Genomic DNA, 15,379 nt, shown 5'->3' with positions numbered 1-15,379 from the left:
TGGGGCCGACCGGGGCGTAGCCAGTTGTGGCCTGACGGCCTGTGCCGGGGCCGCCCGTGGCGGGACAGGCCCGGACCCGGCCGATGGGGCGGACTGGGCCGAGGGGCTGGAGGCGGCCGAGGGGCCGGCCGCGGGGGCTGAGGACGGGGCTACCGCCTCGCCGAACTCCTCCAGGGTCCCCACCCGGTGCCGGGTGACCGTGACCGGGGTGAGCACGCCGTGGTCCAGGCGGTACTGGGTGGAGGCGCGTGCGGCGACAGCCAGGTCGTGGGTGATAACGATCAGGGCCGCTCCCCTCTGGGCGCACTGGGCCTCCAGGAGCTCCATGACGGCGGTACCCGTGTCCACGTCCAGCGCCCCGGTGGGCTCGTCGGCCAGGATGACCCGGGGCCGGCGGGCGATGGCCCGGGCGATGGCCACCCGCTGCTGCTCGCCACCGGACAGGAGCCCGATCGGTGAGTCGACCTTGTCTCCCAGGCCGACGGCGTCGAGCAGCTCGCCTGCCCGGGCGGTACGGGTCCAGAAGGACCTGCCGGTGTCGTACAGCAGGGGGGCCGCCACGTTCTCGGTGGTGCTCAGGCCCTCAATGAGGTTGAAGGACTGGAACACGAAGCCGAAGGTGGCTCCCCGCAGACGGGCCCGGCGCCCCTCGGGCAGGCGGGTGGCGTCCTGGTCCTCCAGGGTGTAGGTGCCCGACGTCGGCTGGTCGATCAGGCCCAGGATATTGAGCAGGGTGGACTTGCCGGTGCCCGAGCGCCCCACGATCGCAATGTGCTCCCCGGGCTCTACGTCCAGGTCCACCCCGGTGAGGATGTGCAGGTCAGGGGCGTGCGGCACCTGGAAGGTACGGGTCAGCCCCCGCAGCGACAGCAGGGGGCTCACAGGATCTCCTTGCCGTTGTCGTCGTAGCACACCGACATGTCCGCCTCGCAGGTGTTGGGCTTGCCGGTGCGAACCGTGTCCTTGTTGGGCACGAACAGGAGAATCTCGTCACCCTCGGACAGGCCGTCAGTGACCTGGACGTTGGTGCCGTCGGTAATACCCAGGGTGACCTCGCGCTTCTCGGCGGCGTCGGGCTTGGCGGGGTCGGTGACCACCCAGACGTTGCCCCTGAGCACGGTGCCCTCCACCGCGGTGACCGGCACCAGCAGGGCCCCCGTGGCGCTGCCGGCGTCCACGCCGATACTGACCGTCAGGCCCGGGAACACCTTCTGGTCCGCAGGCACCGGGCAGCGCACCTCCACGCTGGTGCCGTCACCGGTGGTCGTGGTGGTGGTGCCGTCCTGGCTGGTGGTGGTGGAGGTGGTGGGCTTGGTGCCGATCCTCAGGTTGTCGCAGGTGAAGGGCGCCGCCCCGCCCTCAATGGTGAGGGTGGCCTGGGTGGGGGCGTTGACGAGCTGGTACTGCTGGGAGGCGGTGATGGTGCCCGTGGCGGAGAAGGTCCCCGGGGTCACGGAGGCCACCGTCATGCCCACGGACGTCTCCTGGTCCTTGATCACGTTGAACGAGACCGTCCCGGAGACCGGGGCGTAGACCGAGGCGCGGGTGACCTTGTCCGGGACCTCGGTGGTGGTGACCCTGCCGTCCTCGTCCGTGCGGGTGACCGGCTCCTGCCTCTCGACCTTCTTAATGGTCAGCAGGGCCGCTCCCGCCTCGACGTAGCCGCCCTTGTCCACGGACAGGGACTCCACGGTGCCCGAGAGGGTGGCGAGGGCTGTCACGGCGGCGTCCTCGACGATCTTGCCCTTGACCTCGATAATGTTGGTGATATCACCCTTCTTTGCCAGCGTGGTCTGGGTGGTGACCTCGAATCCCGGGGTGATGCCCGCCGTCGTGCCCTCCTCCTGGCTGGGGAAGAAGGCGATCTTGGTCAGTGCCACGGCGATCACCAGGGTCAGGAGGATCTTGATCGTGGGCAGGACGTAGCGCTTCACTGCGTGCTCCTCAGCAGGGACGGTCGGACGCCGACGTGGGACCGGTGCGGCGGTACCCCCGAAGAGATAGGTGCCCCGCTGCCAGTCGGTCCCTCCTCCCGGAGGAGGATTCACGGAACCGGGCGCGGTGCACCCCACAAGAGGGCCGGTCCGGGGCTGGTCCGGGGGCCGGGCGGGGGCGACGCCGGACCGGACGACGCCCACTCTACCCAGGTTCCCCCGCACCGTAGGGACCTGACCGGGGGCGGGGCCGGCCTGCTCGGCGGCTCTCAGGGGGTGTGCTACCTGGTGCACTGCCTTGGACGGCCCGAGGCGGGTGCACCACCTACGCACGTCCCCCGTGTGCGGGGGCGCGTGCCGCCGGGCCAGGCTCTCGGTGCGGGAGGCGACACGTCCCCCGTGTGCGCGAGTGCGTATCGCCGGGCCCGGGCGCCGGGCCCGCCCTGCCTCCCGTGTGCGAGCGCGTGTTCACCTGAGTCGCGCAAGGGCCTCGGGTCGGTACGTCCGCGCAGGTCAGAACGGGTGCGGCAGACGCCGTCCGTTCTCACGACGAACAAGTACCGTTCTCACGAGCAATAAGTACCGTTCTCACGGTGGGAGGAGGTGGGCGGGCTGGAGGCGGGCTGGTTGGGGCCGTGCGGGGTCCTCAGGCCAGGCGGCCTGCCGGGGCGCTGGGGACGGCGTCGAGGAAGGCCGGGACACCCAGGTCCCGGCGCGCGTAGGCGGTGACGACGGCGCGTGCCACGTCCTGGACCGTACCCGCGTCCACCAGCGCGATCGCGCTGCCGCCAAAGCCTCCGCCGGTCATGCGGGCCCCGTGGGCCCCCGCGTCCCGAGCGGCCTGGCAGGCCACGTCGAGCTCGGGGACGGTCACCTCGTAGTCCACGCGCAGGGACTCGTGGGAGGCGTCCATAAGGGCCCCGGCCGCGGCCAGCTTCTCACCCGCCAGGGCCCGCCCGTCCTGGAGCAGGGCCACCAGGTCGCGGGTGCGGGCGATCTCGGTGACCACGTGCCGGGTGCGTCGCACCAGGACGTCGGCGTCCTCCTCGCCGCTGGCCCCCAGGCGCCCCAGGGCCTCCTCCAGGCCGTCTCGGGGGACGTCGGCCAGGAGCTCCACGCCCAGCAGCTGGGCCGCCCGCTCGCAGGCCGCCCGCCGGGCCCCGTACTGGCCGTCCACCAGGGAGTGCTCGGCCCTGGTGTCGATCACCAGCAGCGCCAGGCCCTGCGCGTCCAGGTCGAAGGGGACGTGCTCCACCGACCCGTCGCGGCAGTCCAGCTCCAGGGCGTGCCCGGCCCGGGCGCGCAGGGAGGCGGACTGGTCCATGCCCCCGGTGGGGGCGCCGGCCACCTCGTTCTCCGCCCGCACGCAGGCCTCCACCAGGCGGGCGCGTCCGACGTCCGTGGGCGCCTGCGCCGGACCTGCCAGGGCCAGGCCCGCCACCTCGTCCAGGGCCACCGCCGTGGCGCACTCCAGCGCCGCGGAGGAGGACAGCCCCGCGCCCAGCGGTACGCAGGAGACCAGGGCGGCGTCGAAACCCGGCAGCGGGCCCAGGCCGTCGCGCTCCAGCGCCCAGGCGACCCCGGCGACGTAGGCCGCCCAGTGAGGGATCTCCCCGGGTGTGCCCTTGGGGCCGATACGGTCCAGGTCCAGGACCTCCACCGCCCGGGCCTGGGAGGAGACCAGGCGCACAGTGCGGTCCTCGCGGGCGCGCAGGGCCAGGTGGGCACGGTGCGGCAGGGCGATCGGCAGGGCCAGGCCGCCGTTGTAGTCGGTGTGCTCGCCGATAATGTTGACCCGCCCGGGGGCGTACCAGACGCCGTCGGGCTCACCTCCCAGGGCCGTGCGGAACAGGTCGGTGGCCGCGTCCCTCCCCTGCTCGGCGCTGAGCGCGGGGGAGAAGACGGGGGAGCTGGTGGTGGTCATGAGGTCCTCCGGGTGGTGTGGTTGTCAGGTGCGGGCAGCGGGTCGGCGACAATGAGGGTGGTGCCTGACTCGTCCAGGGCCGCCGTCGTCCTGGCGTCCGGCCGGGAGTCGGTCACCAGGACGCCGATGTCCCTGGTCGGGCAGAAGGAGCGCAGCCCCAGGATCCCCCACTTGCTGGCGTCCAGGACGGCCACGGCGGTGCGCCCCGAGGCCAGGAGGGCCTGGTTGACGGCCGCCTCCTGGAGGTTGGGGGTCATGAGGCCCGCCTCGGGGGTGAAGCCGTGCGCCCCGAGCACCACCCACTCCACGCGCAGGGCGCGCAGCATGTCAATGGCCGGCAGCCCGACCAGGGCGTTGGACGGCGTGCGCTCACCACCGGTGAGCAGGACGGTGGGGGCGTCGCGGGACTCGGCGCGGGCGGCGTCGGCGGCGTCAAAGAGGAGCTGGGCGGCGGGCAGGGAGTTGGTGATGACGGTCAGGGTCCCCAGGTGGGGCAGGGTGGTCAAGGCCTGGGCCACGGCCAGGGTGGTGGTGCCCGCCGACAGGGCCAGGGCGTCCCCCGGTCGCAGGAGGGCGGCGGTGGCCGCGCCAATGCGCCGCTTGGCGTCGAGGTGGAGCGTGGACTTGGCGGTGAAGCGGGGCTCCATGCTGGTGGGGCCGGCGGCGACGGCGCCCCCGTGGACGCGCTCGACCAGCCCCTGGGCCACGAGCTCGGTAATGTCCCGGCGGACCGTCATCTCCGAGATGCCCAGGGCCGCCACGACCTCGGCGACCCGCACCCCGCCGGTGGCGGACACCTGCTCCAGGATGTACTCCTGGCGCTGGCGGGCGAGCATGCCTGGTCCGGCGGTGCGCGGGTCGGGGCTGGAGGTGGTCACAGACACAGTCTGCCAGGTTCGCGCCCTAAAATCACGCAAACTCAAACATTGCCGCTCAGAAACGAACACGGGGCGGGAGGGAAGGAGCACACACCTCGTGTTGCGCAGCGGCGTCAGCCGCGCACGGTATCGTGACCGCCGACCGTGCGGACGGCTCCGGCCCTCCCGCGCGCGGAACCAGCGCCCACGGACCAGGAGGGGACCTAATGGATCTTCCCGTGCCCACTGACCGCGAGCGCGTCATCGGGCTGACCGTCCCCGTCCCCGAGCCCTGGGCGTCCCAGGTCCGCAGCGCCCGGGCCGCCGCCGGGGACCCGCTGGCGCACACCGCCCCGCACGTCACCATTCTGCCGCCCACCCTGATCCCCGCCGACGGCCTGCCCGCCGTCACCAGCTTCCTGGGCACCACGCTCACCGGGGTGCCGGCCTTCACCGTGCACCTGGCGGGGGTGGAGAGCTTTGAGCCGGTCAGTCCCGTGGTCTACCTGGCCCTGACGCAGGGGGCGCGGGAGTGCACCGACCTCCAGGCGCGGGTCCGCTCCGCCGACGGCCCCCTGTGCGGGGAGCTCAGGTTCCCCTACCACCCGCACGTCACCCTCGCCCACCTGCCTGACCACCGGGCGCAGGACCGGGCCGCCCGGGTGGGGCGGGGGATCGAGGCGGTGTTCGTCGTCGAGCACCTCCACCTCCACGAGCTCGGGGCCGACGGCTCGTCCACCTACCTGCGCTCCCTGCCCCTGGGCGTGCGTGATGCGGGGTGAGGTGGATGGTGGTTCGGGACGGCGGCGCGGCCGCGGGGGGCGATGCAGCCGCGGGGCGGGCTCGGGCTGGTGGGCCCGGGGGTGCTGAGGGTGCTGAGGGTCCCGGGGGTGCCGGGTCCGGGTGCGGGAGCACCGGAGGCCAGGCGGCCGGTGCCCGGGTAGACGCTGACCCACCGGCCGCCTCCACCGGGGGCGCTGGGACCGGGCGGCCGGGGTCCGGGTCGAGGCGGGGCCGGGTGGCTGCCGTCTACCGGCGCGTCCTGGGGCCCACCGTGGTGCGTCTGCGCTCCACCCGCCTCGCCCGGGCCCTGACCCGCTACTCCACGGCCAACGGCCCCCTGCTGGCCGGGGGTATTGCCTACACGGGGCTGTTCTCCGCCTTCGCGGTCCTGACCCTGGGGGCCACCACGCTCATGGCCGTCCTCGCCCACCGTCCCGCCTGGCGGGACGCTGTTGTCCGAGGGGTGAACGGCGCCGTCCCCGGTCTCATTGACACCGGCGACGGGACAGGGGTGCTGAGCCTCCAGTCACTGACCTGGGGCTCGGCGCTGACCTGGGGCTCGGTGCTGGCCGCCATCGCCCTGCTCTACTCGGCGACGGGGCTCATGCGGGCGGTGTCGGCGGCGCTGCGGGTGGTCTTCGGCCTGGCCTACAACCCGCGTCACCCCGTGGTCACCCAGGCGTGGAGCCTCGTGGCCTTCCTGGGGGTGGCGGTGGGCGTCGCGGCCACGACGGTCGCGTCGGTGGCCACCACGAGGCTGCCCGCCTCCCTGGGGGCGAGGCTGGAGCTGCCGGCCTGGGCGACCAACTGGGGCGGCTGGCTGCTGGGGGTGGGGTCCTCCTTCCTCATTGACGCCGCCGTCCTGGCCGTGCTGGTGCTGTGCGCGGGGGTGCGTCCGCCGTGGCGCGACCTGGTTGAGGGGGCTGCGCTGGGCAGCGTGCTCTTCGGGGTGATCAGGCAGGTCGGCGTGGGGGTGGTGGCCCGCTCGGCCGACAACCCGCTGCTGGCCTCCTTCGCCACCCTGGTGATCCCCGTCCTGTGGCTCCACCTCATGGGGCGCGTGGTGCTGCTGACGGGGGCCTGGATCGCCAACCCGCCCCGGCCGCAGGCGGTGGCCAGCCCCCAGGAGGTCCACGCCCACGAGCGGCCCAACTACGTCACCCTCTCCGCACCCGCCACGCTCAGGTGGCCCCACCAGGGCCTGACCGGCTCGGTGGGGGTGGACAGGGCGGTCCTCGCGCCTCAGGGCGGGGCGACGGGGGAGGCCGGCCAGCGGGCCCGGTAGCCTGGGGGCGTGAGCCAGACCGCCGCCTCCACCACTGACACCGCCGACACTGCCGACACCGGCGCCCCCGGCCCCGCCCCTGCCGCGGGCCCCGCCTGCACCACCGCCGGGGCCCTCACCGACACCAGTCACGACGCCACCAGCCACGACGCCACTAGTCGTGGCGCCACCACGGGCGTCGGTGCCGGGGCGCCCGCCGACCGCCTCGTCCACGCCATTATCCCCGCCGGGGGGGCGGGGACGAGGCTGTGGCCGCTGAGCCGCCGCCAGCGCCCCAAGTTCCTCCTGGACCTCACCGGTGCGGGCCGATCCCTCATCCAGGGCACGGTGGCACGCCTGGCACCGGTAGCCGCCTCGGTGACGGTGGTCACCGGCGTCGCTCACGTGGACGCCGTGGCCGACCAGCTTCCCGACGTCCCCCGGGACAACCTCCTGGCCGAGCCGTCCCCGCGCGACTCCATGGCCGCCATCGGCCTGGCCGCCGCCGTCATCGCCTCCCGGCACGGGCGCGACGCCGTGGTCGGCTCCTTCGCCGCCGACCAGACCATTGCCGACGAGGCCGCCTTCACCCGGGCCGTGCACCAGGCCGCCGCCCTGGCCGGGCAGGGCTGGGTGGTGACCATCGGTATCGAGGCCACCGGCCCCTCCACCGCCTTCGGCTACATCCACGCCGGGGGCCCCACCGACGTCCCGGGCGCCCCGGACGGGCGGGTGGTGCTGGGCTTCACCGAGAAGCCCGACGCCGCCACCGCCGCCCGCTACCTGGCCACCGGCGACTACCGCTGGAACGCCGGGATGTTCGTGGCCCGCGCCGGGGTCCTCCTGGACCACCTGGCCGCCCAGCGCCCCGCCCTGGCCGCGGGCGTGGAGGCCATTGCCGCCGCCTGGGACACCCCGGCACGCCAGGAGGTCCTGGACGCCACCTGGCCGGGCCTGGAGCGGATCGCCATTGACCACGCCATTGCCGAGCCGGTCGCCGCCGCCGGGGGAGTGGCCACCGTGCCCGCCGCCATGGGCTGGGACGACGTGGGCGGGTTCGACGCCCTCCACGACCTCCTGGCGCCGCGCGGACAGGGACCGGCCGCCGGGGTGGCCGTGCTCGACGGCGCCGCCCAGGGCGGCCCGGTGGCCGACGTGGAGGCCGTGGACAGCCCCGGTGCCCTGGTGGCCTCGACCACGGGCCGTAAGGTGGTCCTCCTGGGGGTGCCGGGGGTCGTGGTCGTGGACACCCCTGACGCCCTGCTGGTGACCACCCCCGAGCGGGCCCAGGCCGTCAAGGGGGTCGTGGACCGACTGCGTGACCAGGGGCGGGCCGAGCTGCTCTGAGGACGCGACGCCGGGGTGCCCGGGGTGCCTGGGGTGCTGGGGGCGTCCGGGGTGCTGGGGGCGTTCGTAGGCTGGCCGGGCCTTGGGGTAGCCCATTGCCTCCCCGCGCACAGAGGAACATTTTGTGCACAGGGTGACATTTTGCGCAGAAAGTAACGAATCTAGGTTACTTTCTGCGCAATCGGTTACTTTTTGCGCAATCGGTTACCTTCTGCACAAAATGTTCCGCCAGACGCCAGACGCCAGCCCCGCAGGTGCTCGCATCGTGGTGTCCCCGACCCAGACCCGGCCCGGGCGCCAGTATTACCACCCTCAGGCGGCTCCCGCAGGAGCGCCCCGACCCAGGCCCGGCCCGGGCGCCGGCCCTAGGCCCGTAGGTGCTCGACCAGTGCCTCGACGCCACGGCAGTAGTCGCCCAGGGTGCCCGCACTGGCATTGCACACCTGGTCGCGGGCGGCGTCGGCCTCCTGCAGGGCGGCACCCTCCTCCTGCCCGGTAGAACCGCCCCTCCCGGTGTCACCGGCCGCTCCCCAGGTGCCAGGCCCGCCTCCGGCACCCGCCTCCAGCGCGGCCAGATCCGACCGGGCCTGGTCGATGTGGACCAGCGCCTCGTCGAGCAGGGCCAGGGCGCCCCGGCCCCCCTGCACCAGCTGCAGGCAGGCACCCAGCTCGGAGACGGACTCACTCAGGGTGCTGGTCACGTGTCCTCCTCGTCCTCGTCGACCCACTCCTGGGTACTGATCTCGTGGGTCAGGGCGCGCGCCCTGGCCAGGTGACCTAGTGCCTCGGACTGGATGGCCAGGGCTGAGCGGCAGGCCCGGAGCGGCTGCTCCCCCCGGGCGGTCCCCTGCACCTCGGCGGTGGTCCTGGAGACGACCTCCTCGGTTGCGCTGACCGCGCAGCGGACCCGGAACTCGGCCTCGCACAGCGCGGCTATAGCGCTGCGCCTGAGCCTCTCCCTGACGGGGTTGGTGACCCAGGGCATGGCTACTGCCGGGCCGCCCTGACAAAGGTGTCTACCTCACGCCGGAGGGCGCCTAGGGCCACCACCGCCTGGCGCACGGCCCGGACCGCCTCCATGGTCTGTGCGGCGGCCTCACCGCCGGAGCGGGAGGGGCGCGTGACCACGGCCAGCTCCTGGCCGAGCCGGGCCAGCCTGTCGGCGCTGCTGCGGGACCGGTCGCAGACGTCCCGGGTGGAGTCGCCAATGCGGTAGGCCGCGTTAATGACGTCCTGGAGTGAGTCGCTCATTGTCCTTCCCTCCTTACAGGGTGGTCACGTGCTGGGAGGCGTCCCTGGCCCGGCCCAGTGCGCCCTGGGCCGTCTCCAGGGAGCGCTCGGCCCGCTCCAGGGCCGCCAGCATGCTCTGGTCGCGGCCCTGGGCGCTGCCGGTCAGCCAGGAGCGGACGGTGTCCATGTTGTCGCGGTTGCTGCGGCTGAAGCCGTCCAGCAGGGCCTGCTGCTCCTCGATCTGGCGTTGGATGGCGGTGACGGTCTTAATGACGTCCATGAGGGACACGGGCTACTCCTCTGCTCGGGTGTAGGGGATGACGACGACGGGGGCGGCCGTCTCGGCCACGTCCCAGGCCAGGGCGCGGTTGGCCCGCGGCCGCCACTCCAGGACCGGGTCGTTCATGAGGCGGCGGGTGGACTGGGTGTCCAGTCCCAGGGCCAGACGGACGTCGAAGGAGCTCTCCCCGCCGTAGCCCACCGTGTCGTTGAACGCCTCCAGCTTGCTCCAGCCCGCTAGGACGTGGGTGCCGCCCAGGGGCAGGGCGCGCAGCAGCTCCCCCAGGGACGCCGGGACCTCGCGCAGACGCTCGCAGTGCGGCACCAGGAGCAGGCCGCGGGCGGGTGGGCGCAGCAAGGCCTCGTCCACCCAGGCGCTGACCTCGTCGGCCGGGACGGTGCGGGTCTGCCAGCCGACCCGGGAGGACTCCTCCTCCAGGGCGCGGACGGCCTCCCGGTCCGGCTCGGGCAGGCCCCGGGGCAGCAGGACGGTCAGCAGGCCGGCGGGGGAGGTGGCCAGGACCGCCCGTGCGGCGGCCACCAGCACCGCCACCTGGTCCCCGGGGCCGACGACGGCCAGGTTCCGCCCCAGCCCGGGCTCCAGGGCCACGGCCTCCACGGGGGTGCCCACCTCGACGCGGTGCCCCAGCAGGAGCGTGGGCACCCGGGTCCCGTGCAGGCCCGGCAGGTCGGCGTCAATGGTGACGGGCGCCTCCCCGTTGAACACCTCGGGGGCCTGGTAGCGGCCAGCCGCCAGCGTCCACCAGTGCGCGCGCAGGGGAGTGAGGACCTCCTCGTCGGCGTAGGCGATAGTCACCTTCCGGTTGGCGTCCAGGGCCCCGTAGTCGCAGTTGACAATGGCCTCCCGGGCGCGCAGGTGGGTGGCCGCGTCATTGCGCACCCCCAGGGTGGCGTGGGACTCGGTCAGGGAGTTCTTCAGGGCAATGCGTACGGGGATCTGGCTGAACAGGCCGTCCCCGGCCGAGCCTGCCAGGGCCATGTTCCCGCCGATGGTCTGGGAGGCGAGCAGGAGGTGAATGCCCGCGGCCCGGAACAGGCGCACCGAGCGCACCAGCAGGTCCGCCGCCTCGCGCGCCAGGGAGTCGTTGTCGGCGAACAGCATCTGGAACTCGTCAATGACCACCAGTATGCGGGCCATGGTGCGGGCCGGGCGGAGCGCGCGGTACTGGCGGATCGACTGGACGCCGGTCTCCTTGAAGCGAGCCATGCGCCGCCTGTAGGTCCGCAGGAGGTGACGCAGGACGTGCACCCCGTACTCCCGGTCGGCGTCCAGCCCCAGGACCCGGGCGTGGGGCAGGAACTCGCCCCGCCCGTTGGGGGCCAGGGGCTTGAGGGTGACGCCCTCCTTGAAGTCCAGCAGGTAGAGCTCGAGCTCGTCGGGGCTGTAGCGCTGGCACAGGCTGTGGACAATGACCGAGACCAGGTTGGACTTGCCCTGCCCGACGGCCCCGGTGACCAGGACGTTGTGGCGCTGGTTGACCTCGTCGCCCAGGGTCACCTCGACCCGGGACAGGCCGTAGCGTCCCAGGGAGAAGGTGATGCCGTCGGCGCTGGAGGCCCTCCAGGGGCGGGTCAGGTCCTGGACGGTGCTGAAGACGATGGGCGCCATGGGGGTGGTGCCCACCTGGCGGGCGACCTGCTGGGCGACGCCGATGAGCTCCTGCGCGTCCGGGGCCGGGACCCGCCCCAGGCGCCTGCCGGAGGCGTCCAGGACGGTGGTGCCCTGGCAGGTGAGGTGGGTGCACATGCCGGTGAGGAACTCGTTGACCCCCATGGACATGGAGTGGATGAGGAACGTGACCCCCGCCCGGGGACCGGCCTTGAGCAGGACGGCGACCTCGTTCTGGATCCGCTCGGGCAGCAGGGAGAAGTCGGCGGCGAGCACCACCAGCTTGAAGCTCTCGACGGGGTAGTCCACCTGCCTGCGGAACTCCAGCAGGCAGGGGGCGCGCCCCTGGACCACGTTGTTGACGCCCTGGATGTGGGCCCTGAGGTAGGCCAGGGTGGCCAGGAGGTCGTCGCGCCCCGGCAGGACGTCCAGGATCTTCTGGCCGCCGCCGTTGACGTCCTGGAAGGGGGAGGCGACGCCGGTGAGCGAGTCGTCCAGGACGATGACCTCCAGCTGGCCGGGCGTGGTCCCGCCCAGCGCCAGGGCGATGAGCGCCTGGGCCACCGCCTGCGAGGCCCCGTTCAGGACGGAGTCCTCCACCCAGACGTTGCCCCGCCCAATGAGGTCAATACCGGCCCCGCCCAGGCTGACCTGGTCTGCTACGGGCATGGTCGTGCCACCTATTCTTGGGGTCGGTTGGGGCTAGTGGTTGCGAATCCTCTCCAGAAGCTCGTCGCTTTCCTTCTCGGCGGCCCTGGCCTTGACTTGGTCTTGTTTGTAGGGGCGCTCGCGCAGATAAATCCACAAGTATCGACAGGCAATGTATATAATGATGAGCGCGGCCGCCTGAAGATAGTGCTGTAGATTGGGAAGTCCAAGAAGAAAGCAGATTGCCGCTAGCACCAGTGCTCCCGGAAGAGGGATGAAAAACAGGAATTGCATGTCGCCAACAAATGGTTCGCCGGGTCTGGGTTGGTCCCGGAGGGTCTTGGCGAAACGGAAAAGGTCAAGTATCTGAGCGCAAAAGTTAATGTAACTGACCAAATCTCTTTTGTTGTCAACCGGAAGGTTAAGCGAGTCCACCTGCGACGCCAACTTATTTAGTTGTTCAATGCGTTCTGTGAGCTCCTTAATATTCCATCCTTTGTATCCATGGTCCTCGTAGTCGTGGCGGCATCCAGCCCAGCTCTTTATGCTGCTTTTTATAAGCCTGTCAATACTTCTCCTGGCGTCTGGAGCAAGATTGTCGACCAAAGCCTCTAGGCAGAGATCAATGGTCGCCTTATCGTCGAAAACGAAGACTCTGACCAGGCGCAGGTAGAGCTGGCTCTTGTAAGTATCCGAGGCGCGCCTAATGGCCTGCCGGTAACAATTGACTGCCAGGTCTGGCTCATCCACGGCCTCGAATGCGACACCGCGGACCTCCTGGACCTCTACCGCGATATCCTCATTCTCGTCGAGAATAAGGGCTTTATCGGCATAAACCTTGGCCTGCTTATTCTTTCTTCTGTCGTCGAAATTGTTCCAGAATTCCATACCATTGGAGCTCTCGGCGAGCTCAATCCAGGCGGAGACCACCCAGGGTCTGGGGTCGGAAGGGGCGGCCTCCCGGGCCTTGCGGGCGGCAATCCGGGCCGGGCCGTAGTCACCTGCGTGGTAGTATCTCCAGGCCCGACCGGTCCAGTCGACCTGGACGGGCCTGCGGCGGAGCCGGATGTCGTACTCGTCCTTGGAGTCCTCGGTGGCAAAGACCTGCCTGGCCTCGGCGATCCAGGCCAGGCTGCGCCGCGCGCTCTCCCCCTGGGCGTTCTTGAAGACGGCGCGGCTGCGGTTCTGCGCCTCCAGGACCGTGAGCCGGTCCTGGATCTCCGAGACGGGCGCGTCCTGGTCCAGGCCGAGCTCCTGGTAGTAGTCAGTGGTCAGGGAATCGCTGGGGGGGGGGTGGTCATGAGCAGCATCCTCACGGTCTAGGAGCGGCGGGCAGCGGGCCCGCAAGAGGCGAGTGGAGTATAGGCAGGTGCCCCCACCCCGCAGGCGCCTCCGCTCTGTCGTTTGGCAGGAACTTGTACGGAAAGACCTCCGTACTGACAAGTCAAACATGCTTTACCGTAATCTGACAGCACCAAGGTAAAACTGTCCTAGCTGCTGGTGCGGACCAGAACCTGCCTGGATTCCCATAGTCCGGGCTATGACTGGCAGGACACGGGTGCGGGCTGCGAGTAGGGGCGGATGGTGCCTTAGTCCAGGCTATGACTGGGACCCGCCCTGACCCGGCTCCCGTATTGCCTCAAGGGGCTATGACTGACAGGACCCCGGGCTCCACGCGGACGGCCAGGTGGCGGGTGACTCCGGCGGTGTCGCCGTCGAGCTCAAAGGGCACGGGGCGGTCCAGGGTCATCTCAATGCTGCGCGCCCGGAAGAAGTCCAGCCCCTCCACGTCCATGCCCGTCAGCAGGCCCGTGCCCAGCTTGGCCCAGGAGACCACGTGGGACGGGTTGGCCAGGAGCAGGTCGATGACCCCGTCGTCGGGCACGGCCCGGGGGAAGAGCGTCATGCCGCGCGTGATTGTCCCCACATTACCGACCAGGGCCATGACGGCCTGGTGCGTGGTCGGCTCCCCGCCGTCAATGCGCAGGGTCAGGGTGAAGGGGTCCGGGACCGCGTTCTGCACCGCGGCCACCGCGTAGGCGCCCGCGCGGATGACCTTCTTCAGCCCGTCATTGGTGTCCTCCATAATCTGGGCGTCCAGGCCCAGCCCCGCCATGACCGCGAAACGGGTGGCCCCGTCGGCCGCGGGACTCAGGTGGGGGACCACGACCTGGAGCGGGGAGGCGTCCGCCGCCTCAGGGGAGTCGGCTCCCGGCAGGCTGTCCCCTGGCAGGCCAGAATCCGGGGTACCGGCGTCGGTGCTCACCGTGACCACGTCAATGCGGCGCGGCCGGCCCGTCAGCGCCAGGCGCAGGGCGGCGTCGGTGTCCAGGGGGACCGAGAGGTTACGGGCCAGGAGGTTGCCGGTGCCCGAGGGCAGCAGCGCCATGGACACCCCCGTGCCAGCCAGCTCGGAGGCCACCACCCGCACCGTCCCATCGCCCCCCGCCACCAGCACCAGGTCCACCCCGGCGTCCAGGGCCGCACGAGCGGCCGCGTGACCGGGGTCCTCCGCCGTCGTCTCCAGCCACACGGTAGGCCGCCAGCCCGCCGACAGGACCTCGGAGTCCACGCGGCGCCGCAGCAGGGACAGGTCGTCGAGCTTGGTGGGGTTGAGGATGACGGCGGCGCGTCGGTCCACGGCACGACTGGCCAGCCCCAGGTGCCCCCAGGAGGCCAGGATCGCCTGGATGCCGCCAATACGCAGGGCCGCCGCAGCACCCGCCGAGCCCAGCAGGAGGCCGCCCAGGATGTCGGAGATCCGGCTCAGGCCCATGAGCCACTGGCTGGCGCAGGTGGCCAGGACCACCAGCACCCCCAGGAGGGAGCCGGCCCAGATATTGGAGGTCGGTCGCCGCTGCGCCCGCGTCAGGGTCACCAGCACCCACGAGGCAATGGTCACGGCCACCACGTGCGCGGCCGGGTAGGCGTAGCCCTGGTGCGAGATGGAGTCGGCAAAGGCCGACGCCGGTCGGGTGCGGCTGAGCCACATGCTCACCGCCGTCCCCACGGCAGGCGTAATGAACGTGGCTGCCAGCGCCACCGCCAGACGCCGCATCCGACGCTTGTAGGCCACCAGGGCGGCCACCCCGATGGCCGTGAAGACGATGACCGGGTGGGTGACCAGGGAGACCGCCTCGTAGATCTGGCCCGGGACGGACCGGGGTGCCAGCCGGGATGGGCGCAGGTCCAGCCAGCCTGTGGCACCCGCGCCCACCAGGGCGGTCCAGACCACGAACCCCAGGCAGGAGGCCACCAGGACGTAGTCCTCCAGGTGCCAGCGGCGCCGACGGGGCGCGGGGGAGGGGCCAGCGGGGTAGGAGGGCGCGGCCGAGGCGGTCGCGGACGTGCTCACGGTGGTTCCCTCCCTGATCAGGCTGACACTGGGTGCAGGCTACGCCGGAGGAGTGTGTTCCCGCTGTGACGCTCGTGTGACAGGTCCGGGAGGGGCGGGGCAGGAGGGCGCGGCTGGTTAGTGCTCCT

General features: G+C 71.7%; 13 protein-coding genes and 1 pseudogene. 3 read left to right on the top strand and 11 right to left on the bottom strand.

Translation table 11 applies throughout. From position 1 onward, the window contains the following. Positions 1–105: 105 nt before the first annotated feature. From JJJ15_RS12895 to JJJ15_RS03535, 4 genes and pseudogenes are all read right to left on the bottom strand, one after another. Positions 106–882, bottom strand: a pseudogene (locus JJJ15_RS12895) (ABC transporter ATP-binding protein); the annotation flags it as partial. Continuing rightward, on the bottom strand, positions 879–1,934 hold the full coding sequence (locus tag JJJ15_RS03545; protein ID WP_200511472.1) for an efflux RND transporter periplasmic adaptor subunit: 1,056 nt from the start codon (positions 1,932–1,934) through the stop codon (positions 879–881). The pseudogene JJJ15_RS12895 and the gene JJJ15_RS03545, both read right to left, overlap by 4 nt. Positions 1,935–2,580: 646 nt before the next feature. Continuing rightward, on the bottom strand, positions 2,581–3,858 hold the full coding sequence (gene galK / locus JJJ15_RS03540) for a galactokinase (RefSeq protein ID WP_200511471.1): 1,278 nt from the start codon (positions 3,856–3,858) through the stop codon (positions 2,581–2,583). Further along, positions 3,855–4,694: a DeoR/GlpR family DNA-binding transcription regulator gene (locus JJJ15_RS03535; protein WP_106109497.1), complete on the bottom strand. Its 840-nt coding sequence runs from the start codon at positions 4,692–4,694 to the stop codon at positions 3,855–3,857. Before JJJ15_RS03535 ends, galK begins: the two co-directional genes overlap by 4 nt. Positions 4,695–4,942: 248 nt before the next feature. On the opposite strand from JJJ15_RS03535, the gene JJJ15_RS03530 reads away from it, so the two are divergent. From JJJ15_RS03530 to JJJ15_RS03520, 3 genes are all read left to right on the top strand, one after another. Continuing rightward, positions 4,943–5,497 (top strand): 2'-5' RNA ligase family protein, encoded by a 555-nt coding sequence (locus tag JJJ15_RS03530; RefSeq protein WP_200511470.1) that lies wholly within the window; start codon positions 4,943–4,945, stop codon positions 5,495–5,497. Between the two features lie 236 nt (positions 5,498–5,733). Next, positions 5,734–6,783: a YhjD/YihY/BrkB family envelope integrity protein gene (locus tag JJJ15_RS03525; protein ID WP_246742137.1), complete on the top strand. Its 1,050-nt coding sequence runs from the start codon at positions 5,734–5,736 to the stop codon at positions 6,781–6,783. Positions 6,784–6,999: 216 nt separating this feature from the next. Then, entirely contained in the window at positions 7,000–8,109 is a 1,110-nt protein-coding gene (locus tag JJJ15_RS03520; RefSeq protein ID WP_200511916.1) for a mannose-1-phosphate guanylyltransferase, read from the top strand. A 365-nt stretch (positions 8,110–8,474) separates the two neighbouring features. Here the strand turns inward: JJJ15_RS03520 and JJJ15_RS03515 are convergent, their stop codons facing one another. The 7 genes from JJJ15_RS03515 to JJJ15_RS12890 all read right to left on the bottom strand — a co-directional run bounded on the left by JJJ15_RS03515 (position 8,475) and on the right by JJJ15_RS12890 (position 15,251). Then, positions 8,475–8,810: a hypothetical protein gene (locus tag JJJ15_RS03515; protein ID WP_200511468.1), complete on the bottom strand. Its 336-nt coding sequence runs from the start codon at positions 8,808–8,810 to the stop codon at positions 8,475–8,477. Then, positions 8,807–9,094 carry a hypothetical protein gene (locus JJJ15_RS03510; RefSeq protein ID WP_200511467.1) on the bottom strand — a complete coding sequence of 96 codons (288 nt, stop codon included), beginning with the start codon at positions 9,092–9,094 and terminating at the stop codon, positions 8,807–8,809. The genes JJJ15_RS03515 and JJJ15_RS03510 overlap by 4 nt, the downstream gene beginning before the upstream one ends. A gap of 2 nt (positions 9,095–9,096) precedes the next feature. Further along, complete coding sequence (locus JJJ15_RS03505) at positions 9,097–9,360, bottom strand: hypothetical protein (protein WP_106109492.1); 264 nt, start codon at positions 9,358–9,360, stop codon at positions 9,097–9,099. Positions 9,361–9,373: 13 nt separating this feature from the next. Next, positions 9,374–9,628 (bottom strand): hypothetical protein, encoded by a 255-nt coding sequence (locus tag JJJ15_RS03500; RefSeq protein ID WP_106109491.1) that lies wholly within the window; start codon positions 9,626–9,628, stop codon positions 9,374–9,376. A gap of 3 nt (positions 9,629–9,631) precedes the next feature. Next, positions 9,632–11,917, bottom strand: a complete 2,286-nt coding sequence (locus JJJ15_RS03495; RefSeq protein WP_200511466.1) for an FtsK/SpoIIIE domain-containing protein — start codon at positions 11,915–11,917, stop codon at positions 9,632–9,634. Between the two features lie 33 nt (positions 11,918–11,950). Further along, positions 11,951–13,243: a hypothetical protein gene (locus JJJ15_RS03490; protein WP_200511465.1), complete on the bottom strand. Its 1,293-nt coding sequence runs from the start codon at positions 13,241–13,243 to the stop codon at positions 11,951–11,953. Between the two features lie 292 nt (positions 13,244–13,535). Then, on the bottom strand, positions 13,536–15,251 hold the full coding sequence (locus tag JJJ15_RS12890) for a diacylglycerol kinase family protein (protein WP_246742136.1): 1,716 nt from the start codon (positions 15,249–15,251) through the stop codon (positions 13,536–13,538). Positions 15,252–15,379: the final 128 nt, after the last annotated feature.

It is taken from the genome of Actinomyces sp. HMT897, assembly GCF_016626125.1.
Classification (GTDB): Bacteria; Actinomycetota; Actinomycetes; order Actinomycetales; family Actinomycetaceae; genus Actinomyces.
This window is presented reverse-complemented; position numbering and strand designations above follow the sequence as displayed.